Origin of the sequence: Geotalea daltonii FRC-32 (assembly GCF_000022265.1) — a bacterium.
In the GTDB taxonomy this organism is placed as follows: domain Bacteria; phylum Desulfobacterota; class Desulfuromonadia; order Geobacterales; family Geobacteraceae; genus Geotalea; species Geotalea daltonii.
Map to the genome: position 1 here is coordinate 3,024,134 of NC_011979.1, position 20,791 is coordinate 3,044,924.

The following is a 20,791-nucleotide window of genomic DNA, read 5'->3' on the forward strand; positions in this document are numbered from 1 at the left end:
GTTCAGTCTCCCGTGGCCCTCTCAAGTGCTCTTCCACCACTCTTGATATCCTCTCCAGCCCCTTGAACGGTATGACAGCCGGTCAGTGCCCACACGCACGTAAGGATTATGACAACAGTTCCCATGATTTTCTGTGCCATTAATTTCTCCTTTTTGCTAATTATTAAATATGGCTAATACAAAATAAACCACAAAAAAAAGTCCCCGTCAATGGCGAGGACTTTGTCAACATGCGGGCCTTTCCCTAGGCGGCAGCAGCGGCGGATGGACTTTCATACCTCTTGCCTGGTTGCAGAGAGCCAATAAGCAGCGCTTCCTTCATCTTCCACAGCTTTATGAACTCCCAGGGAGGTTGGGGATTATCCTGTTTCCATAGTCCGCGGCGCTCTCCCCTGGCCTGTTCTTCGGCTTTCCCGTACTCAGTAGCCAGAATTCCCTTTGAACGGGACTGATGAGCCCAGGCCAAACCTTCCCGTACCATTTCCAGCCCGATATTTCGCTTGTCCAGCCGTATTATTCCCATCTGTTTTTCTGAACGACCTTCATTTCCGATTATCTCGACCTTTACCTTTTGGTTTTGCAGTTTGCCCTTTAGAGCCTGAAATGCTTCTTCCCCGAAAAGTTGTCCCGGTCTCTTCAACATTCCCGTTTGCGCATCTCTTTTCTCCTTTTTAGGAGAATCAATCCCGTAAAGGTGAATCTTTATCTTTTCGCCGGAGGGAATAGTGACCGCAACGGTGTCGCCGCTAAAGACATCGGAGACAATACCTTCCAGCACTGGCTCTTTTGCCGGGGCAGGGGAAGCAGCACAGATTGCCAGTAAACAGAGGCAGACCTTTTTCAAAAAATGTCGCATATTTTGTATTACCTCGGAGAGGTTGTTGAAAAACGTCATGAGGAGGTCGCCATGCAAGACTCAAGCGAGCGGCACCGCAGCAGAGCTACCTTTTAGGCCCCGCGGGTCCGCAATAGTTTTTTCAACAACCTGCTACACGGGATTTGCCTTGGAACAATGACAACTGGATGACTCTATTCCTCATTAGAAAAATTGGCAACAATTTTTTGAAGTCCCGCACCTTCTTTGTCGGATGCCGATAAAGCTTTTGTTGATACATGATTGCATATAACTGCGGGCAGGTAAGTATTTACTTCGATAAGTCCATACGGCGCTCTTTCACATTATCTGTTCTCATTTCAAAGACCGGGAATTCCCGTAGGTATGGTTTGGTTTTCATTTTACAACGATCCCCGTTTTTGCTAGGATGTGAGCCGCAATCCAGCTGTAAAAAAGGTTTCCATGTCTCAAATCACCCCCATGATGCGGCAGTATCTGGAAATAAAGGCCGACTACCCCGACGCGGTCCTTTTTTTTCGCCTTGGCGACTTCTACGAGATGTTTCTGGACGATGCCGTCAAGGCATCGCGTATTCTGGACATCACCCTGACCTCCCGCAACAAGAACTCCGATGGCGCCGACGTCCCCCTGTGCGGCATTCCCTATCATTCAGCCGGTCCATACATAACGAAACTCATCGAAGCTGGCGAAAAGGTAGCCATTTGCGAGCAGGTTGAGGACCCCAAGAGCGCCAAGGGGATCGTCCGCCGCGAAGTGGTGAAGGTGATAACACCCGGTCTGGTTGTGGATGGTTCCAGCTTGTCCCCCAAGGACAACAATTACCTCTTGTCCATCCACAACGATGACGGCAACCGCTGGGGGCTTTCTTACCTGGATCTCTCCACCGGAGAATTCCGACTCACCGAACTGGATAGCCTTGATGCAGTCGTTGCCGAGATTGCCTGCGTCGGCCCCAGGGAGATCCTGCTGCCGTCATTTTTTCGCGATAACGGCAAAATGAAGGAACTGGCCCGTGCCACTGCTGGTCTGGTAGTTACCCACGTGGAAGACTGGGTGTATGACCATGAATATTGTCGGCGGCTTCTGGCCGGTCATTTCGCCGGTGCCTCACCGTCGTCCCTGGGATGTGACGGCCTGGTGAGCGGTCTGTATGCAGTGGGTGCGGTCCTCCATTACCTTCAGGAAACCCAGAAAGGAAAAGCGGCCCATGTCACTTCAATCAAGGCCTATACCAACGCCGAGCATCTGCTCCTGGACGAGGCTACCCGAAGAAACCTGGAGTTGACTGCCACCCTTGCCGAAGGAAAACGCAAGGGTTCTTTGCTCGGGCTCATGGACAGGACAACGACGGCCATGGGGGGGAGAAAGATAAAGCAGTGGATTAATTATCCATTAGTAACTAATCGAGGTATAACGGATCGGCAGGATGCGGTTGAGGCTTTGCTGCAAGACGCTGGCTCCCGTGCCGAGATTGCCGCCCTTTTAAATGGCGTCTATGATCTTGAAAGGTTGAACGGGCGGATAAGCCTGGCCAGTGCCGGGGCCAAGGATCTGGTAGCCATGAAGGATTCACTGGCTAGAATTCCTGCAATCAAGGAGGTGCTTGTCGCATTTTCTTCCAATCTGCTGGCAGGGCTGAACGAGGGCCTGAATCCATTGCCTGAGCTGATAGAGCTGATCGAGCGGGGTATCGTCGAAAACCCTCCCTTCGTACTGCGTGAGGGAGGTATCATCGCCGACGGTTACAACGCCGAACTGGATGAGCTGAGGGCCATCAGTCGTGAAGGGAAGGGCTTTATCGCCAGACTTGAGGCCCAGGAAAAAAAGCGCACCGGCATCAGTTCCCTGAAAATACGCTACAACAAGGTCTTTGGTTATTACATCGAGGTCACCAGGACCAACCTTGATTCCATTCCTGCCGATTACATCCGCAAGCAGACCCTTGCCAATGCGGAGCGGTATATAACGCCCGAGTTGAAAGAGTATGAAGACAAGGTCCTGGGGGCGGAAGACCGGATCCGTGATCTTGAATTTTCCCTCTTTCAGGAGATCAGGGAGGCTGCGGCCGGTCATGGGAACCTCATCGCCCGTACCGCCGATTGCCTGGCAACGGTGGACGTGCTTGTATCCCTGGCAGAGCTGGCCCATGAGAACAACTACTGCCGGCCAAAGGTGGATGACGGTACCAACCTGGCCATCGTTGATGGGCGGCACCCGGTCATAGAGGCCCTTAACCAGGGAGAGCGTTTCGTCCCCAACGACACACTGCTGGACAATGACGAAAACCAGATCATCGTCATCACCGGACCCAACATGGCAGGCAAATCCACCTTCATGCGTCAGGTGGCCCTGATCGTCCTCATGGCCCACATGGGAAGCTTCGTGCCTGCGACAGAAGCACGAATAGGAATGGTTGACCGCATTTTTACCAGGGTCGGCGCTTCAGACAACCTGGCCCGCGGCCAGTCCACGTTCATGGTGGAAATGATGGAGGCGGCCAATATTCTGCGTAACGCCACGCCGAAAAGCCTGGTGATACTTGACGAGATCGGCCGTGGTACTTCCACCTTCGACGGGGTTTCCATAGCCTGGGCCGTGGCCGAATATCTTCACGATAATGGAGAGCATGCGGCAAAGACCCTCTTTGCCACCCATTACCATGAGTTGACCGAACTGTCGGTGACACGGAGGCGGATCAAAAACTTCAATATTGCGGTAAAGGAGTGGAACGAGCAGATCATCTTCCTGCGCAAGATCGTACCTGGTGGCGCTTCCCATTCATACGGCATTCAGGTGGCGAGACTGGCGGGGCTTCCCCTGGAAGTTATTGAGCGGGCAAAGGAGATACTGGTCAATCTCGAAAAAGGGGAGTATGCCGAAGAAGGTATTCCTCGTATTGCCCGGGAGAAAAAGGCCACTGTACCTACTTCCCAGCTTTCACTGTTTCAAAACACCGAAGACCTGCTGCGCAAGAGGTTGCTATCTATTGATGTGGCGACACTGACTCCTCTTGAAGCGCTTAACCTGCTGGACGAACTTAAAAGGATGGCATGAAAAAATGCGAAGGATTCTGATTTTTTCCTGGATAACGATAGTTGCAGTTTTCTTCTTTTCCACAATACCTTCACGGGCAGAAGAGGGTACCACCGCCAAAACGGCTAAGCATGCCAAAAAAGCCAGCAAAAAAGTGAATGCAAAGCTGAAAGAAAAGCAGAAAGAAAAGAAAAAGTCAGGCAAGAAGGACTCTGGCAAGAAGAAAGGCTCTGGCAAGAAGAAGACCAAACAGGAGACTGCCGCACACAAGCCTGTCGTTACCAAGGCTGAAGAGCCGGAACCGGCTGCAGTGGTCACTGAAATCCGCCACTGGTCCAATCCTGACTATACCCGTATTGCCGTCACCCTCGATCGGGAAGCCAGATTTGAGTATCACAAGATTCCCGCCACCGGTGACGCGGGCGCACCGCGGGTTTACATCGACATCACGGATGCCCGTCTGGACCCCGGCGTCAAGGATCACCCCATCGGAGACGGACTGCTGAAGACAGCTCGCGTTGCCCAGTACAAAGCCGATGTGGTCCGGGTAGTTCTGGATCTGGACAGCATCAAGGACTACAAGATCTTCACCTTTTCCAATCCTTTTCGCATTATTATCGATGTTAAGGGTGATCGCAAACCGGAAATCTCGGCCATAAAAGAGACCATTCAGGAAGCGCCTCCCATGGCCGAGGCAGCGAAGGTTTCGGCTGTGGAAGAAAAAAATCTTCCGGCAAAGAAGGGGAAACCGGGCAAAATCCGCAGGATCGTGGTCGATCCCGGACACGGCGGCCATGACCCGGGTGCTGTCGGTGCCGGTGGTACCAGGGAAAAGGACGTCGTGCTGCAGATCGGGCTGAAGCTCGCCCAAAAGTTGAAGGAGGAGCTTGGACTTGACGTTGTCATGACCCGTTCCACCGATGTTTTCATCGAGCTGCAGGAGCGCACCGCCATCGCCAACAAGGTCGGAGCCGACCTCTTCGTTTCGGTGCATGCCAATGCCTCCTTGAATCGAAATGCAAGTGGCATGGAAACTTACTATTTAAACCTGGCCAAGACAGAAAAGGCTGCCCAGCTTGCAGCCAAGGAAAACGGCACCTCACTTGAAAAAGTAAGCCTGCTTCAAGCTGTGCTCTTCGACCTGATGGCCAACTATAAACTGAACGATTCGGCTCACCTTGCAGACGAGGTGCAGAAGGCTGCCTATGGGAAAGCCAACGGCTTGTTCCCCATGAAGAATCTGGGGGTAAAGCAAGGTCCCTTTTATGTTCTGGTGGGGGCAACGATGCCGAGCATCTTGGTGGAGGCCGCTTTCCTCAGCAACGAGCGGGAAGAGGAACGCCTGAAGGATGCACGCTATCAGGAAACAGTGGCCGAAGGAATAATGGCAGGAATCAAAGGCTACATCTCAAGCCTCAAATAAATAAGCACGGCGTATTTATCCAATACAATCCTGCGGGGCGCAATGGAATATCAAATCGATCATTATTTTCCGGAAATGGGCAAAAAGGGCCACGGCTCATTCGAGGAGATGCGTCCGGTTCTACTGTCGGCAAGCAAGGAGTATCTCGGCTATTATCGCGAACAGATAAAGGAACGGCATCGTGCCGGAGAGTCCGGCGAATGGGTGGTAAAAGCAATTACCGCCATGACCGATACCCTTATCCGCAAGCTTTTTCTCAGCATCACCAACTGGCTGGACAACTATAAACAGGCCAGGGAGCAACTTACCCTGGTTGCTGTGGGCGGTTACGGCCGTGGCGAGCTCAATCCCTATTCTGACATAGATCTGATGTTCCTCCACGGGGGCAAGGATCCCCAGAGAATCGAAGATATCGCCCAGAAGCTTCTTTATTTTCTCTGGGACATGCGCCTCGATGTTGGATATTCGGTGCGCACCCTCAACGATTGCATTGAGATGTCCAATGCTGATACCACCGTCAAAACAGCTATGCTCGACGGCCGCTTCATAATCGGCAGCAGGTTGCTTTTCCAGGCTTTTCAAAAAACGATGCTGACCCAGATACTGGCCAAGAGAAGCGATGCCTTTATCAGGGAGAAACTGGACGAGCTGAAGAAACGTCGTGATAAATATGGGTCGAGCATTTACATTCTTGAGCCCAACATCAAGGAAGGGGAGGGATGTCTGCGGGATCTGCATACGGCAATCTGGGTCGCGAAGATCAAGTACAAGATCGATGATCCCCGTGAGCTGATCGTCAAGGGGGTGCTGTCCGAAGAAGAACTTGCCGTTTACAACGCTTCGCTCTCCTATCTGTGGCGGATACGGAATGAAATGCATTATCTCGCCGGGCGCAAGAACGATCAGCTGACCTTCGACAGCCAGACCAACCTTGCCCAGTTCTTCGGCTACAAGGACCGGGGAAAGGTCTTGGCGGTAGAAGATTTCATGCGCGATTTTTATCTCCATGCAACAAGGGTCGAGCATTTTTCATCTCTGGTAATAACAAAGTGTGCATTGCGTGAGGATGGCCCACTCAAGATACTGGGCTACTTCACCCGCCGCCCCGTGGGAGAAGGCTTCTATGTGCTGAAAGGAGAGTTGGTGATCCCCGATGAGACGATCATCGAAAAGGACCCGGCCCGCCTGATGAAGCTTTTCGAATACGCCCAGAAGCACAGCGTATCCCTGAACATCAAGGTAAAGGCATTGGTAAGGAGAAGCCTGGACCTGGTTAATGACAAATTCCGCCGTTCGAAAGATGTTAACAGCTCATTTTTTGCCATCCTTCGCTCGGAAAAGGGGGTTGCTGAAACACTGAAACTGATGCACCACCTGGAGTTTCTCAACGTGTTCCTCCCGGAATTCGAGAGGATCTACTGCAAGGTTCAGCACGACATCTACCACATTTATACGGTTGATATCCATTCCCTGTTCTGCGTTGAGGAGATTGTAAAACTTTGGAGAGGCGAGCACCGGGAGGATCTGCCGCTGCTTACACAGCTTGCCTGCGAAGTGGACAAGCGGGAGTTGCTTCTTCTTGCCGTGCTGCTCCACGATGTGGGCAAGGGGGAAGGTGGAGGCCATGCGGAAAAGGGGGCTGACCTGTCCCGGACCATTGCCCGCCGTATGGGGCTCAGCAAGGAGGACAGCGAACGTCTCGATTTTCTGATCAGAAACCACCTGCTTTTCGCCCATATTGCCCAGCGACGTGACCTGCACGACGAGAAGATGATCATCGAGTTTGCCCGACAGATGGGTAAGAGCGAAAACCTGAAAATGCTCTATCTCCTGACCTATGCCGATATAAAGGGAGTGGGGCCCGAGGTTTGGACCGAATGGAAGGCCCTGCTTCTGCAGGAACTGTATGAAAAGGCTTTCCAGGTTCTGGAGCGTGGTGACTTCGAGTTTGAGGCCAGCAGTGAACGGGTGAAGAAGGTCAAGCGGCAGGTTCTTGAAATCATAGATGACGAATATCCTGCTACTGTCGTAAAAGATGAACTCAAAGCGCTTACGACGAGGCATGTCCTTTCCAATGCTCCCCCGGTAATTGCCGACCACGTGCGAATTCTCCTGCAACTTGAAGAAAAACCGCTGGTGCTGAAAGTATCCCATGAAATAGACAGGGGGTTTTCCAGCTTCACCATCTGCACCTTTGATACCCCAGGCCTCTTTTCCATGATAACGGGGGTTATGGCGGCAAACGGCATGAACATTCTCGGAGCGCACATCCTGACCAATCTCAACGGCAAGGTGCTGGACGTGCTGCAGGTCAATTCTCCCCAAGGCTTTGTCATAACAGATGAGGCGCGCTGGCAGAGGGTTGAGGACGACATGCGCCAGGTTCTTGAAGGTAAGACAAAGATCGCTGCCCTGGTTAAAAAACGGCACCGGGCCGCCTTCCTTGCTGAAAAGGCAAAACCGAAGTTTCCCACCAGGGTCGAGATCGACAACGAGGTTTCCGCGGATTACACGGTTATCGACATCTATACCCACGATAAGGTGGGACTCCTCTACAGGATCACCAGCGCCTTGAGCGAACTGGGGCTCTATATCGGTGTCTCCAAGGTTTCCACCAAGGTTGACCAGGTTGCGGACGTATTTTACGTGAAGGACATTTTCGGCCAGAAGATCCTGGATCAGGACAAACTGGAAGAGATCCGCGGCCGGCTGCTCCAGAGCATAGATGAGGCATGAACGAATATCTTGACCTCTTTCTCAACTACCTTCAGGTGGAGAAGGGTTTGACAAAAAACACCCTTGAGGCCTATAGTCGTGATCTTAGCGTCTATCTTGATTTTCTTGCAGGCCAGGGACGCCTGGATCTGGACCACATAACGGCCATGGATGTGATTGAACACCTTGCAGGTCTGAAGGAGAGGGGACTTTCCCCCAGAAGTCGGGCCAGGGCCCTTTCTGCTGTTAAAATGTTTCACCGTTTCCTGATGGTGGAAAACCATTGCCCGAATAATCCTGCTGTCATTATCGAAGCACCAAGGAGCCTGAACAGGCTGCCTGACGTACTGTCGGGGCGAGAGGTCGAACTGCTGCTTGATTCTGCTCGCTCTGCGGACTTAAATGATGTAAGGGACCTGGCCATGCTTGAGGTACTCTATGCCACCGGCCTCCGCGTTTCGGAACTGGTGGCGCTGAAGCTTCGGGATGTCAATCTGGACGCCGGCTATCTTCTTACCATGGGCAAAGGGGAAAAGGAGCGTCTGGTTCCGTTGGGAGAAACTGCACGGCTTGCCACAGCCGAATATCTACGCTCTGCCAGGGTAAAAGCCGATCGAAAAGGAGACTGCGAGATCCTTTTTATCAGCAGGCTGGGTGACGGGATGACCCGCCAGGCTTTTTGGAACATCATCAAGAAACGTGCTGCCGCCGCCGGCATCAGGAAAAGCATCTCGCCCCACAGTCTGAGACACTCCTTTGCCACCCATCTGCTGGAAAACGGGGCTGATCTGCGCAGTGTGCAGATCATGCTGGGCCATGCGGATCTGTCTTCTACACAGATATACACACATGTGACCAGAGAGAGGTTAAAGCAGCTCCACCAGGATATACACCCAAGAGGTTAGCTTTTTTGTAATGCATTAATTCTATTAACGAAAGGAAGTTCCATGAAGTACATTGTCTTGCTCGGCGACGGCATGTCCGACGAAAAGGTCGGGGAACTGGGGGGGAAAACTCCACTGCAGGCGGCTAAGACGCCGAATATGGATTTCATGGCAAAGCGCGGCAGGTTGGGGCTTGCCAGAACAGTTCCAGATGGTTTGCCGCCAGGTAGCGACGTGGCAAATCTTTCCGTTTTCGGTTACGATCCTGCAAGTTGTTACACCGGCAGGTCGCCGCTGGAAGCTGCGAGCATGGGGGTTGAGCTGGGAAAGGATGATGTGGCTTTCCGGGTTAATCTGATCAACCTTCAACCCCACGCCGGCAAGCTTTACATGCGCGACTATTCGGCAGGGCACATTTCCACCGATGACGGCAGAGAACTGATCGCGGCGCTGCAGGAGAATCTGGACAGCGATGAGTTCCAGTTCTATCCCGGGGTGGGCTATCGCCATCTCATGGTCTGGCGAAAGGGAAAGGACAAGATTTCTGCCACCCCTCCCCACGATATCACCGGCAAGGAAATTCTTGAATTTCTGCCCCATGGAGAAGGGGCTGAGCAGCTTATCAACCTGATGAACTCTTCCCAACTGGTTTTCTTCAACCATCCCCAGTATAAGCGGCGTCTGGAGAAAGGCGAAATGCCGGCCAACTCCATCTGGCTCTGGGGACACGGCAAATCTCCAAAAATGGCCACCTTCGCCGATAAATTCGGCCTCAGTGGCGCCGTCATCTCGGCAGTGGATTTGATCAAGGGGATCGGGGTCTATGCAGGCCTCGACATTATCAATGTGCCGGGAGCGACCGGTTACATAGATACCAACTACAAAGGAAAGGCCGATGCTGCTTTGCAGGCTCTGCAAGAGCACGATTATGTTTATCTTCACGTTGAGGCCCCCGATGAGGCCTCACATTCAGGTAACCTGCAGGATAAGGTAAAGGCCATCGAGCAGTTCGACTCACTGGTGGTGGGCCCGGTCATGGAAGGAATCCATCAGTTCGGTCAGTATCGGATTCTCTGTGCACCGGACCATCCGACCCCGGTCAGCCTGATGACCCATACTTCCGACCCGGTTCCTTTTATTCTCTATGGGGGTGAAAAGAAGGTCAATGACGGCGTGGCTGGCTATGACGAGGAATCTGCAGCTGCCACAGGCCTTTTTGTCGAAGAGGGCTTCAGATTGATGAATATGATGATGGCTAAAGCCTGATTCAGGACATAAAGGCGGCTTTTTTCGCCAGGCATTTTTCTTGATTTGCACTATTGTTTGAGCTAAGCTTACAAAAATTTAATTTCATTTAAGGGGGCAACAAAATGTTAAGCGAGCCGGGGAAGTCAAAATTTCAAATCGATCTGCGTCGTCATCTGCGCAGTCAGAATATCTGTGACAAGCTTGTACACCTCATCTGCGAAATTGCCGAGGCAAGCAAGTATGTGATTAATGCGGTTCGTACCGGCGATCTGGGTGTTGCCGGTACCTCCAACCTTTACGGTGAAGAGCAGCTGGCTCTGGATGTACTGTCCGACCGGATCATGAGAAAGCGGCTCATTCATTCCGGAGTGGTCTGCAACATAGCCTCCGAGGAGATGGATGAGATCTATCAGGTTACAACAGATTCCGACGGCCTTTATTCGGTTGCCTACGATCCCCTTGACGGCTCTTCTCTGGTGGATGTCAATCTGGCCGTAGGCACCATCGTTTCCATCTTCAAGGGAGACAACCTCCTGCAGGAAGGACGCAAGCAGGTAGCTGCCATGTATATCCTTTACGGACCCCGCGTCTCACTGGTATACTCCGTAGGTGACGGTGTACATGAGTTCACCATGAACCAGTTGATGGAGTATAACCTGACCAGGGAAAACGTCCGCATGCAGCGTGACGGCAATATTTACTCGCCCGGAGGACTGCGCAACAAGTACAACGAGGGGGATGAGAAGTTCATCCGTTACCTTGAGGCAAAAGGGTGCAAGCTGCGCTATTCCGGCGGATTCGTGCCCGACATCAACCAGGTTCTGATGAAAGGGAAGGGGCTTTTCATGTACCCGGCGCTGAACGGTTCACCCAATGGGAAACTGCGCCTTCTGTTCGAGCTCAATCCCATGGCCTTTCTTATTGAACATGCAGGGGGGGCTGCAACAAACGGCAAAACTCCCATACTGGACCTGAAGCCGGAAAGCCTGGACCAGCGAGCACCAATTTATATCGGGTGTGTGGAAGACGTAAATCGCGCCATGGAGTACGTGGACAAAGCATAATGATTCAACGGAGTAAATTATGGAAGATGTACAAAATCAACGGAGACTTTGCACGGAAATACAGCTTTTTGACCTGTGTGACAGGGATACCTGTTCGCACCGTGATGGGCGCTACTGCACCAAAGGAGACATCCTCGCAAAATTCGAAGCAATAAAGGAAGAGGACGAGCGCTCCCCCGAACAGTTCATGGCCGAAGAACTTGATGATACTGAAGGCGCCGGTGACATGGGCTATGATGAATCATTCGGCGTCGATGAATACGGGGATGATGAACCTGACGAAGACGATCTGTAATTGCACCATCAATAACCACCATCAAAAAGCCGCTTTGCAAAAGGCGGCTTTTTTTATGGATCAACGTCAACTGCTAAAGGAGTGCTTTTTGCAGCCGATACGTATTCCATAGAAAGAGGAGATCCAACCCATGACAGCAAAACTGCTTATTCTTGATGACGACCCAGATATTCTCCTGATGCTGAAAACTGTTTTTCATGGCGAGGAAATGGAGGTAATGCTTGAGAGCGAAAGCGATGCCGCTCTCAAGCTTATACTGACCGAACGTCCGAATGTGGCCATTTTCGATATAAGCATGCCAGGCAAATCGGGCTTTCAGGTTTTGCAGGAGGCGAAAAAAATTGACCCCGGGCTGTCAATTATCATGACCACCGGCCACAAGACTACCCAGAATGCAATAGAAGCCATGAAATTTGGCGCTTACGATTATGTAACGAAACCTTTCGATACCAATAAACTTAGATCATCCGTGCAAAAGGCTTTGGAATGCAATCTGCTCAACAGGAAGGTGAGATACACCAAAGACACCAATCAGCTCAAACTTGAAGAAGACGCAGATGACATCATGATCGGTTCCTCTGCGGAAATGATCGAGATCTGGAAGATGGTTGGCAAGGTTGCCGATTCCGATGCCACGGTTCTGATTCAGGGTGAAAGCGGGACGGGCAAGGAGCTTCTGGCCCGGGCCATCTATGACAATTCCCGGCGAAAAAATCGTCCGTTTCTGGCAGTCAATTGTGCGGCATTGCCGGAAGCTCTGCTGGAATCGGAACTCTTTGGCCATGAGAAAGGTGCCTTCACCGATGCCCATGCCAGAAGAATCGGCAAATTCGAGCAGTGCAACGGCGGTACCATCTTTCTTGACGAAATAGGGGAGATGAGCCTGGCCAACCAAGGTAAGCTTTTACGGGTGCTGGAATGCCAGGAGTTCGAGAGAGTCGGAGGCAACGATACTATCCGCGTCGATGTGCGCATCATTGCCGCCACCAACAGGAGCCTGGTGACCTCGGTCAAGGAAAAGACCTTCAGAATGGATCTCTTTTACCGGTTACGGGTTGTCAATTTTTTTCTTCCTCCCCTGAAAGACCGGGCAGAAGATATTCCGCTGCTCATTGACCTGTTCGTCAAGAAATTCTCCCGCAAATACGGAAAAACCATCAGGCGCGTCGCGCCGGAAACAACGGACCTGCTGCTGAAACACCCCTGGGAGGGAAATATCAGGGAGTTGAAGAATGTCATCAATTCGGCGACGGTATTCTGCAAGAGCGACGTGCTGATGCCGGAAGATCTGGAATCATTTCTCACCGCAAAAGCCGGATTCAAGGAAGTGGACCTGGACTGTGCCGGAGATGATTACTACGAGGTATTCTGGAAGATGCTGGAGCCGGTTTTCGACGGGATCTGCCTCAAGAACAAGGGGACCATTTATGAAAGCGTCAACATGGGATTGGAAAAGGCCCTGATCCATATGGCCATGGAAAAGAGCAACAATAACCAGGTCTTCGCTGCGAAACTGCTGGGAATCAGCAGAAACACCCTCCGCGATCGGTTGGAAAGGTACAAGAGCGGGGCAAACGAATAAGCTTCAATTCATAGGTAACTTTGCACACTCATTTGATTCTCGCCGGGGGGAATGCCTCGTCATTGGCTGATCTGGTGTTTACAGATGAAAACTACTTAAGAAAAAAATTTTCCTGCCGCAGCCTCCCATTCCTTTTTATCGATTTGCAAGAAGATATCCACGAGTTCGGGATCGAACTGAAAGCCTCTGCATTTGACGACTTCATCGACAACTGCCTGGAAAGGCAGAGCTTTTCTGTAAGGCCGGTCTGAGGTCATGGCATCCAGGGTGTCGATCAGACCGAAAATGCGGGCGCTGACAGGTATGTCCTTCCCCTTGAGGCCATTGGGATAACCATTCCCGTCAAAGCGTTCATGGTGGCAGAGCACCAGTTCGGCTGCCCCTTTGAAGTATCTGATTCCCTTCAGAATATCGTGTCCCACTTGCGGGTGCCGCCTCATCAGTTCCCACTCTTCAACATCCAGTTTCCCCGGTTTCAGCAGAATATTGTCGGAAATACCTATTTTGCCTATGTCATGGAGCAGTGCTCCCTTTGCCATGGCAGTTGAATCCTCCTTGTCTATGCCAAGTTTTTGCGCCATGAGGAGGGTATATGTCATGACCCTTTCTGAATGGGAACCGACTTCTTTTTCCCGTGCGTCCAGCGCCCGTATGAGCGCCGTCAGTGTATGCTCATAGGCAAGGTTCACCTCACCCATTGCTTCTCTGATTACCTCTGTCTGTTCACGGACCTTTAGTTCGAGATTTGACTGATACTCCCTGTTGTCTTTTATCAGGCGGCGCTTTTCCGAGATATTCCGCACCGTCAAGAGCACCCTGTCCAGATTGAATGGTTTGGTGATGTAGTCCTCGGCGCCCAAATGTATGCAGGATAGAGCCGTATCCATGTCGTTAAGCGCCGTTATCATGAGGACGCTGATGTCAGGCTTGACTTTCCTGGCGTCCTTCAACAGCTCCACACCCGACCTGCCGGGCATCATGATATCGAGAAACGCAATTTCTATGGGTTGGCTTTCCAGTACGTTCAGGCCTTCAACGGCATTACTCGCCTGGTGGCAGTAATAACCTTCCTTACCCAGGGTTGCGCAAAGCAGGTCCCTGATCATTTCCTCATCATCGGCAATGAGTATGTGTTCTTTCATCTGTCCGCTCCTAGCTCAGTAATTCTATCCTCTAAATTTGCAAGTGTACGGGCTATTTTCGTCACCAGCGCCCCGTTGGTAAATGGTTTGGCTATAAAGGGAGTGCCATTTTCCAGGATCTTCTCGAAGTTGACCTTGTCATCGGTGTGTCCGGACATGAATATGACTTTCAACGCGGAATTTTTTTGGGTTAATGCCTCGGCCAGTTTCGGCCCGTTCATGAACGGCATCACCACATCCGATAAAAGAAGATCTATTTCATTCCCGCGCTGATCGAAAATTTCCAGGGCTTCAAGGGGATCGGTCGTCCCAATGATATTGAAGCCTTTATTTTTCAATGTATGCGTGACCAGGTTCAATACTCCCGGTTCATCTTCGACCACGAGTATGGTGTGGCTTCCCTCGGCAGGTACTTCTGGTACAAGTTTCACCGGCGTATTCTGCTGCTTTAACCTGGGCAGGTAAATCCGGAAGGTGGTGCCTTTTTCCAACTCACTGGCCACGTCAATATAGCCGCCATTCTGCTTGACGATACCATAAACCGTGGCAAGCCCCAGACCTGTACCGCGTCCCATTTCCTTTGTAGTGAAAAAAGGCTCGAATAGCCGGCTTTTTACTTCTTCTGTCATGCCGGTACCATTGTCGGTAACGGCGAGCATGACATAGCCTCCCATGACGGAACCAGGGTGTGTCGATGCGAAAGACTGGTCAATTTCAGCATTCGTCGTTGCAATGCTCATCATACCACCGTCTTTCATGGCATCCCCCGCATTGACAACCAGGTTCATGACGATCTGCTCCACCTGTCCCGGATCAATCTTGATCAGGTCGATATCCTCGGCCAGAGATGTCTCCAGATAAATATGCTCACCGACAACCCTGTGGAGCATTTTTTCTATGCCACGTATCTGATCATTGAGATTCAACATCCTGGGGGCCAGAATCTGTCTGCGGCTGAAGGTCAGCAGCTGCCGTGTCAGGTCTGCGGCACGGTCTCCTGCCTTCAAGATTTGTTCAGCCTCCTGATGCTGTGGGCTTTCCCGGTCCAGGGACCGGAGCAATAGAGTGCTGTAACCATTGATAATGGTGAGAAGATTGTTGAAATCATGGGCTATGCCGCCGGCAAGCTGGCCCAATGCTTCCATTTTCTGTGCCTGTCGCAACTGTTCGAATGCTTTTTTCCTCTCGGTTATGTCCAGAAGGGTGCCTATAATGGCAGGTCTGCCGTTGAGCTCGGTTTTCGTCCCGTGCATTTCCAGCTGCAGATCTTTGCCGCACTTACCCTGTCCCCTGAAATAACAGGGGGGACCCTTGTCGGAATAACCCAGTATTGTCTCGCAGATTTCAGAGACAGCCTGCCGGTCTTCATCAATAACCAGATCGAGAAGCGCTCTGCCGTCGACCAGTTCGCTCTGCTGAAAATTGAAAATCTCCGCAAATTTGGGATTCACATAGGAAAAAATCCCGTCCTGCAGGAGGTATATGCCCACAAGTGACTGCTCTACCAGGCTTTTAAAGCGCGCTTCGGTGGCATGAAGGGCTGCTTCGGCTTTACGTCTTTTATCTCGATCCGATGCTTCCTTAAGCTCCCGTTTTATAGCCGGTATGAGACGGCTGAGGTTTCCCTTGACCAGATAGTCGTGGGCGCCGGCTCTCATTGCTTCAACGGCAAGCTCCTCGCCCATCTGACCTGAAACCATGATGAACGGGAGATCCCGATTCTGCTGATGAAGGATGCTTATAGCCGCAAGTCCACTGAACTCCGGCATGACGTAGTCGGAAACAACCACATCCCATTTACCCTTTTCAATGGCGGAAAGCATTGCCTCTTCCGTTTCGACACGCTCCATTGCCGGACTGAATTCCTTTTTCAGTTCCCTGACGAGTAGGACGGCATCTTCAGGAGAATCATCGATAATAAGTATTCGGAGCGGCGGCTTCATGATCACCTGCTTGAAAAGTTGACAATCAGTGTTCTTATCGGGCTGCAGCAGGAATATGTTAACAAATTGTTTGCAGTTGCGGCAATATGAAGAAGTTTAGTGCCTGTTGTTTCGCAAGCCACTGATTTTTCAGCACAAATTGCCTTGACGCAAGTACGGCCACAGCGAATATGGATAATAGCGGGAGAACTAGTTTAATAAATCCGATAAATATGCTAAAAAGCAAATGACCTGAAATCATTGCTGGAGGACCCGGGTGTTCAAATCTACCCATAAGCGTAATTGTTATATAAGCTTTCGATTAATATTGTTTCTGCTTTTGCTCAACTTTCTGTTGACCGGCTGTGCCAAGAAAAAGGAAAAACCCAAAGGAAAGCCTCCAGTGCCGGTTGCCGTAGCCACCGTCCAACAGAAGACTGTGCCCATAACCGTCAATGCCGTCGGCAATGTGGAACCCTTTAACAGCGTACCGGTCAAGGCACAGGTCAACGGGATTATTTCCAGGGTTCATTTCCGTGAGGGACAGGATGTGCAGAAGGGAGACCTCCTTTTTACCATAGACCCCGGAACTTACCGTGCCGCGTTGAAACAGGCGGAGGCAAACCTGGCCCGGGACCTGGCGCTGGCCAGGAACGCTGAGGAACAGGCAGGACGTTATGCAGCGCTGGTGAAAGATGGAATCGTCACCCAGGAACAATATGACCAGCTAAAAACTAATGCAGAAGCCTTTTCCGCAGCGGTGGCTGCAGACAGGGCTGCTGTGGAAAATGCCAGAATACAGTTATCCTACTGTTATATCCGTTCACCTATCCCCGGCCGTACCGGCAGTCTGCTGGTAAATGTGGGCTCTCTCGTCAAAGGCAACGATACTGCTGCTCTGGTTACCATCAACCAGATATCTCCCATTTATGTCAGTTTTACCGTTCCTGAAAAACAGCTTGCTGCCATCAATACACAAGTAGCTGGTGGCAGTATGATTGTGGAGGCACTGGTGCCCAATGATGCGCAGGGAAGTTTGCGCGGTGTCGTCAGCTTTCTCGACAATACCGTCGACACGACCACCGGCACCATTCGTCTCAAAGGCACTTTTCCCAATGGCGACAGACGTCTGTGGCCCGGGCAGTTCGTTAATGTATCGCTTATCCTTGGCACCAGGCCAAACGCCATTGTAATTCCTGCCGCCGCTGTGCAGACCTCCCAGCAGGGTCAATTCGTCTTTGTAATCGGTGCCGATAAAAAAGCGGAGCTGAGACCCATATCTCCCAGCATTAGTGACAAGGGCCTGGTAGTGATCGACCATGGGCTGCGTCCTGGAGAAGTAGTCGTTACCGATGGGGTGATGAGACTGACCCCTGGCGCTCAGATTGAAATCAAAAAAGGGGGACCGGGAAAGCTGCAGCCGTCTTCACCAATGGGACAAAAATAGCTTTCTCAACCCGAGTTACCCGCAAATAACAGTTTCAGGTCAAAGGTGCCATGCACATCTCTGAACTCTTCATAAAACGTCCGGTCATGACATCGCTGATCATGCTGGCTGTCATGGTTTTCGGCCTTTTTGCCTATCGTCTTCTGCCGGTCAATGACCTGCCGCGCATCGATTACCCCACCATCCAAGTTACCGCAAACCTGTCCGGGGCAAGCCCTGAGACCATGGCCAGTGCCGTAGCCACACCGTTGGAAAGGCAGTTTTCCACCATCTCCGGATTGGATTCCATGAGTTCCACCAACGGCCAGGGTGTTTCCATCATTGTTCTTAAGTTCGACCTGGACCGGGATATCGATGCTGCTGCCCTGGACGTGCAGGCGGCAATCTCCAAGGCCGCCCGTCAACTGCCACAGGACATGCCCAATCCACCGTCGTTCCAGAAAGTTAATCCTGCCGACCAGGCCGTGCTCTATCTGGCGCTGAGTTCACAGACCCTTCCATTGTCGGCGGTCAATGAGTATGCGGACACGATTATCGCCCCACGGATTTCCATGATCAGCGGTGTTGCCCAGGTACAGGTCAACGGTTCGCAAAAATATGCCGTTCGGGTACAGCTGGACCCCAATGCCATAACTTCCTTGAAAATAGGCCTGGACGAGGTTGCTGCCGCACTTGACAGGTGGAACGTCAATCTGCCCACCGGGGGCCTGCAGGGGGAACGTCAGGCATTCACCATTCAGGCCACAGGACAGTTATACAATGCTGAGGCTTTTAAGTCGCTCATTGTTGCCTACCGCGGCAACTCCCCCGTCAGGCTTTCAGACATAGCCACAGTTTCGGATAGTGTTGAAAACGATAAAGTCGCTGCCTGGTACAACACCAAGGGAAAATCCACCCGGGCCATCATTCTGGCCGTCCAGCGCCAGCCGGGGACCAATACCATTGAAGTCGTCGACAGCATCAAGAAGCAGATTCCCAGCTTTCGCAGCCAGATTCCCGCTTCGGTACAGCTCGATGTTTTTTTCGACCGCACGGTTACCATCAGGGAATCGGTTGCCGATGTGAAGTTCACCCTGCTGTTGACTATCGCCCTGGTTATCCTGGTCATATTTCTCTTTCTGCGCAATCTCTCCGCTACGGTCATCCCCAGTCTTGCCCTGCCGCTGTCCATCATCGGCACCTTTGCCGCCATGTACGCCTTCGGTTTTTCCGTCAACAACATCACGCTGATGGCACTTACCCTGTCGGTGGGCTTCGTTGTCGATGATGCCATCGTCATGCTGGAAAACATCGTCCGCCACATGGAGCATGGCGAGAATCCCCACGAAGCGGCATTACGCGGCTCTCGGGAAATAGGTTTCACCATTATTTCCATGACCATTTCCCTGGTGGCGGTCTTTATACCGGTGCTGTTCATGTCGGGGATGCTGGGCAGGATGCTCCATGAATTTGCCGTCACCATTACCGTCGCCATTCTTATCTCCGGCCTGGTGTCCCTTTCCCTTACCCCCATGCTCTGCAGTCGCTTTCTCAAACCGCCGGCAGAGGTTCGGCACGGAAAGTTCTACAACTTCATGGAGCGTTTTTTTCAGGGAATGCTTGATCTGTACCGGCTGACCTTGTCCAGGGTTTTAAGGTACCGGCGCACGACGATGCTGATAACTCTGGTGATGACTGCCATCACCATCTGGCTTTTTATGATAATGCCCATGGGGCTGTTGCCATCCGATGACATCGGTGCCATCTCGGCTCCCACAGAGGGTGCCCAGGGCGTGTCATTCGAGGAGATGAAACGGCACCAGCAGGAACTGGCAAAGATTGTCCTGCAGGAGCCGAATATAGAGGCTTTCATGTCCACAGTGGGGGCCAGCGGCTCCCGCGTCGGTTCCAACAGCGGTTTCATGTTCATAAAGCTGAAGCCGCGCCATGAGAGAAACCTGAACGCGGACCAGATCATCCAGAAACTGCGGCCGAAGGTGATGGGCATTCCGGGCATCACCATGTTCATGAACAATCTCCCACCGATCCGTCTCGAAGCGACATCATCCAAGTTACAGTATCAGTTCGTTCTGCAGAGTCCGGATACGGAGGATCTCTACCAGAACGCCTCTGCATTCGAGACGAAGCTGCGCGGGCTGCCCATGCTTCAGGAGGTGACCAGCGACCTGCAGTTGAAAAACCCGCAGATCAATCTGCAACTGGATCGTGACCGGGCTGCGGCCTTGGGGATAACTGCAGAACGCATCGAAGACACCCTTTTTTCCGCATACGGAAGCCGTCAGGTTTCCACCATCTATTCGCCGACAAATCAGTACAGGGTAATCATGGAACTGGCTCCCCAATATCAGTCTGATCCGGCAGCCCTGTCCATGCTCTATGTGAGGTCCAATGCCGGACAACTGGTGCCGCTTTCCTCCCTGGCAACTCTGACTACGGGGGTGGGGCCACTGTCGGTCAATCATCTGGGGCAGATAACCTCAGTCACAGTCTCTTTCAACATCAAACCCGGAACTCCATTGGGTGATGCGGTGGCAGCCGTGGAAAACGAAGCAAAATCGCTGCCTGCGTCCATTACCACCGGTTTCCAGGGAACAGCGCAGGTTTACCAGGCTTCTACCAAAGGACTGGCCCTTCTGCTGATCATGGCCATTTTAGTCATTTATATCGTTCTGGGAATCCTGTACGAGAGCTACATCCATCCGCTGACCATTCTTTCAGGGCTACCCTCCGCCGGTTTCGGCGCCTTGATCACGCTTCTCATCTTCGGCAAGGACCTGAACCTGTATTCATTTGTCGGGATCATCATGTTGGTGGGAATCGTCAAGAAAAACGCCATCATGATGATCGATTTCGCCCTGGAGGCGCAGCGGAATCAGGGCTTGAGCCCCCTCGACGCCATCTATGAAGGTTGTCTCGTCCGTTTTCGGCCGATCATGATGACCACCATGGCGGCGCTGATGGGCACATTGCCCATTGCCATGGGTTTCGGTGCCGGCGCAGAATCCAGACGGCCTTTGGGGCTGGCAGTTGTCGGCGGGCTTCTCGTTTCCCAGCTCCTGACCCTCTTCATTACGCCGGTCGTCTACTATTACATGGACCGTTTTCAGCAGTTTCTCCGCAGCAGGGCAGGGAAGAAAGGGCCGATCTCTGAAACAAATGTGCCATGAACCGGCAAGGAGC

General features: G+C 52.0%; 14 protein-coding genes. 10 read left to right on the forward strand and 4 right to left on the reverse strand.

The window, feature by feature from the left end; genetic code table 11:
* Positions 1-2 precede the first annotated feature (2 nt).
* Both GEOB_RS13680 and GEOB_RS13685 read right to left on the reverse strand, forming a co-directional pair.
* Positions 3-140 carry an entericidin A/B family lipoprotein gene (locus GEOB_RS13680; RefSeq protein WP_012647836.1) on the reverse strand — a complete coding sequence of 46 codons (138 nt, stop codon included), beginning with the start codon at positions 138-140 and terminating at the stop codon, positions 3-5.
* Positions 141-244: 104 nt separating this feature from the next.
* The gene (locus tag GEOB_RS13685) at positions 245-856 is read right to left on the reverse strand and encodes a thermonuclease family protein (RefSeq protein ID WP_085950221.1); all 612 of its coding nucleotides are present in this window, start codon (positions 854-856) and stop codon (positions 245-247) included.
* Between the two features lie 441 nt (positions 857-1,297).
* Between GEOB_RS13685 and mutS the strand changes: the two genes are divergently transcribed.
* From mutS to GEOB_RS13725, 8 genes are all read left to right on the forward strand, one after another.
* Positions 1,298-3,910, forward strand: a complete 2,613-nt coding sequence (gene mutS, locus GEOB_RS13690; RefSeq protein WP_012647838.1) for a DNA mismatch repair protein MutS — start codon at positions 1,298-1,300, stop codon at positions 3,908-3,910.
* 4 nt (positions 3,911-3,914) lie between these two features.
* Positions 3,915-5,312: an N-acetylmuramoyl-L-alanine amidase gene (locus GEOB_RS13695; RefSeq protein ID WP_012647839.1), complete on the forward strand. Its 1,398-nt coding sequence runs from the start codon at positions 3,915-3,917 to the stop codon at positions 5,310-5,312.
* Between the two features lie 42 nt (positions 5,313-5,354).
* Complete coding sequence (gene glnD, locus GEOB_RS13700; RefSeq protein ID WP_012647840.1) at positions 5,355-8,048, forward strand: [protein-PII] uridylyltransferase; 2,694 nt, start codon at positions 5,355-5,357, stop codon at positions 8,046-8,048.
* Positions 8,045-8,932, forward strand: coding sequence for a site-specific tyrosine recombinase XerD (gene xerD / locus GEOB_RS13705; protein ID WP_012647841.1), 888 nt, complete (start codon positions 8,045-8,047; stop codon positions 8,930-8,932). Before glnD ends, xerD begins: the two co-directional genes overlap by 4 nt.
* A 42-nt stretch (positions 8,933-8,974) precedes the next feature.
* A complete protein-coding gene (locus tag GEOB_RS13710; protein ID WP_012647842.1) occupies positions 8,975-10,177 on the forward strand; it encodes a cofactor-independent phosphoglycerate mutase in 1,203 nt (400 codons plus the stop codon).
* A gap of 104 nt (positions 10,178-10,281) precedes the next feature.
* Positions 10,282-11,223, forward strand: a complete 942-nt coding sequence (locus GEOB_RS13715; RefSeq protein WP_012647843.1) for a class 1 fructose-bisphosphatase — start codon at positions 10,282-10,284, stop codon at positions 11,221-11,223.
* Positions 11,224-11,242: 19 nt separating this feature from the next.
* The gene (locus GEOB_RS13720) at positions 11,243-11,518 is read left to right on the forward strand and encodes a hypothetical protein (RefSeq protein WP_012647844.1); all 276 of its coding nucleotides are present in this window, start codon (positions 11,243-11,245) and stop codon (positions 11,516-11,518) included.
* 130 nt (positions 11,519-11,648) lie between these two features.
* On the forward strand, positions 11,649-13,100 hold the full coding sequence (locus GEOB_RS13725; RefSeq protein WP_012647845.1) for a sigma-54-dependent transcriptional regulator: 1,452 nt from the start codon (positions 11,649-11,651) through the stop codon (positions 13,098-13,100).
* A gap of 95 nt (positions 13,101-13,195) precedes the next feature.
* On the opposite strand, the gene GEOB_RS13730 is transcribed toward GEOB_RS13725, so the two are convergent.
* Complete coding sequence (locus GEOB_RS13730) at positions 13,196-14,242, reverse strand: response regulator (RefSeq protein ID WP_012647846.1); 1,047 nt, start codon at positions 14,240-14,242, stop codon at positions 13,196-13,198.
* On the reverse strand, positions 14,239-16,185 hold the full coding sequence (locus GEOB_RS13735) for a response regulator (protein ID WP_012647847.1): 1,947 nt from the start codon (positions 16,183-16,185) through the stop codon (positions 14,239-14,241). Before GEOB_RS13735 ends, GEOB_RS13730 begins: the two co-directional genes overlap by 4 nt.
* Positions 16,186-16,567: 382 nt before the next feature.
* Here GEOB_RS13735 and GEOB_RS13740 point away from each other — a divergent pair, with 382 nt between their 5' ends.
* A complete protein-coding gene (locus GEOB_RS13740) occupies positions 16,568-17,611 on the forward strand; it encodes an efflux RND transporter periplasmic adaptor subunit (protein WP_230198950.1) in 1,044 nt (347 codons plus the stop codon).
* 50 nt (positions 17,612-17,661) lie between these two features.
* A complete protein-coding gene (locus tag GEOB_RS13745) occupies positions 17,662-20,778 on the forward strand; it encodes an efflux RND transporter permease subunit (RefSeq protein WP_012647849.1) in 3,117 nt (1,038 codons plus the stop codon).
* Positions 20,779-20,791: the final 13 nt, after the last annotated feature.

Excerpts from the sequence above, each read along its gene's own strand:
- GEOB_RS13680 (WP_012647836.1), bottom strand. The coding sequence starts at position 140 with ATGGCACAGAAAATCATGGGAACTGTTGTCATAATCCTTACGTGCGTG.
- GEOB_RS13685 (WP_085950221.1), bottom strand. The coding sequence starts at position 856 with ATGCGACATTTTTTGAAAAAGGTCTGCCTCTGTTTACTGGCAATCTGT.
- mutS (WP_012647838.1), top strand. The coding sequence starts at position 1,298 with ATGTCTCAAATCACCCCCATGATGCGGCAGTATCTGGAAATAAAGGCC.
- GEOB_RS13695 (WP_012647839.1), top strand. The coding sequence starts at position 3,915 with ATGCGAAGGATTCTGATTTTTTCCTGGATAACGATAGTTGCAGTTTTC.
- glnD (WP_012647840.1), top strand. The coding sequence starts at position 5,355 with ATGGAATATCAAATCGATCATTATTTTCCGGAAATGGGCAAAAAGGGC.
- xerD (WP_012647841.1), top strand. The coding sequence starts at position 8,045 with ATGAACGAATATCTTGACCTCTTTCTCAACTACCTTCAGGTGGAGAAG.
- GEOB_RS13710 (WP_012647842.1), top strand. The coding sequence starts at position 8,975 with ATGAAGTACATTGTCTTGCTCGGCGACGGCATGTCCGACGAAAAGGTC.
- GEOB_RS13715 (WP_012647843.1), top strand. The coding sequence starts at position 10,282 with ATGTTAAGCGAGCCGGGGAAGTCAAAATTTCAAATCGATCTGCGTCGT.
- GEOB_RS13720 (WP_012647844.1), top strand. The coding sequence starts at position 11,243 with ATGGAAGATGTACAAAATCAACGGAGACTTTGCACGGAAATACAGCTT.
- GEOB_RS13725 (WP_012647845.1), top strand. The coding sequence starts at position 11,649 with ATGACAGCAAAACTGCTTATTCTTGATGACGACCCAGATATTCTCCTG.
- GEOB_RS13730 (WP_012647846.1), bottom strand. The coding sequence starts at position 14,242 with ATGAAAGAACACATACTCATTGCCGATGATGAGGAAATGATCAGGGAC.
- GEOB_RS13735 (WP_012647847.1), bottom strand. The coding sequence starts at position 16,185 with ATGAAGCCGCCGCTCCGAATACTTATTATCGATGATTCTCCTGAAGAT.
- GEOB_RS13745 (WP_012647849.1), top strand. The coding sequence starts at position 17,662 with ATGCACATCTCTGAACTCTTCATAAAACGTCCGGTCATGACATCGCTG.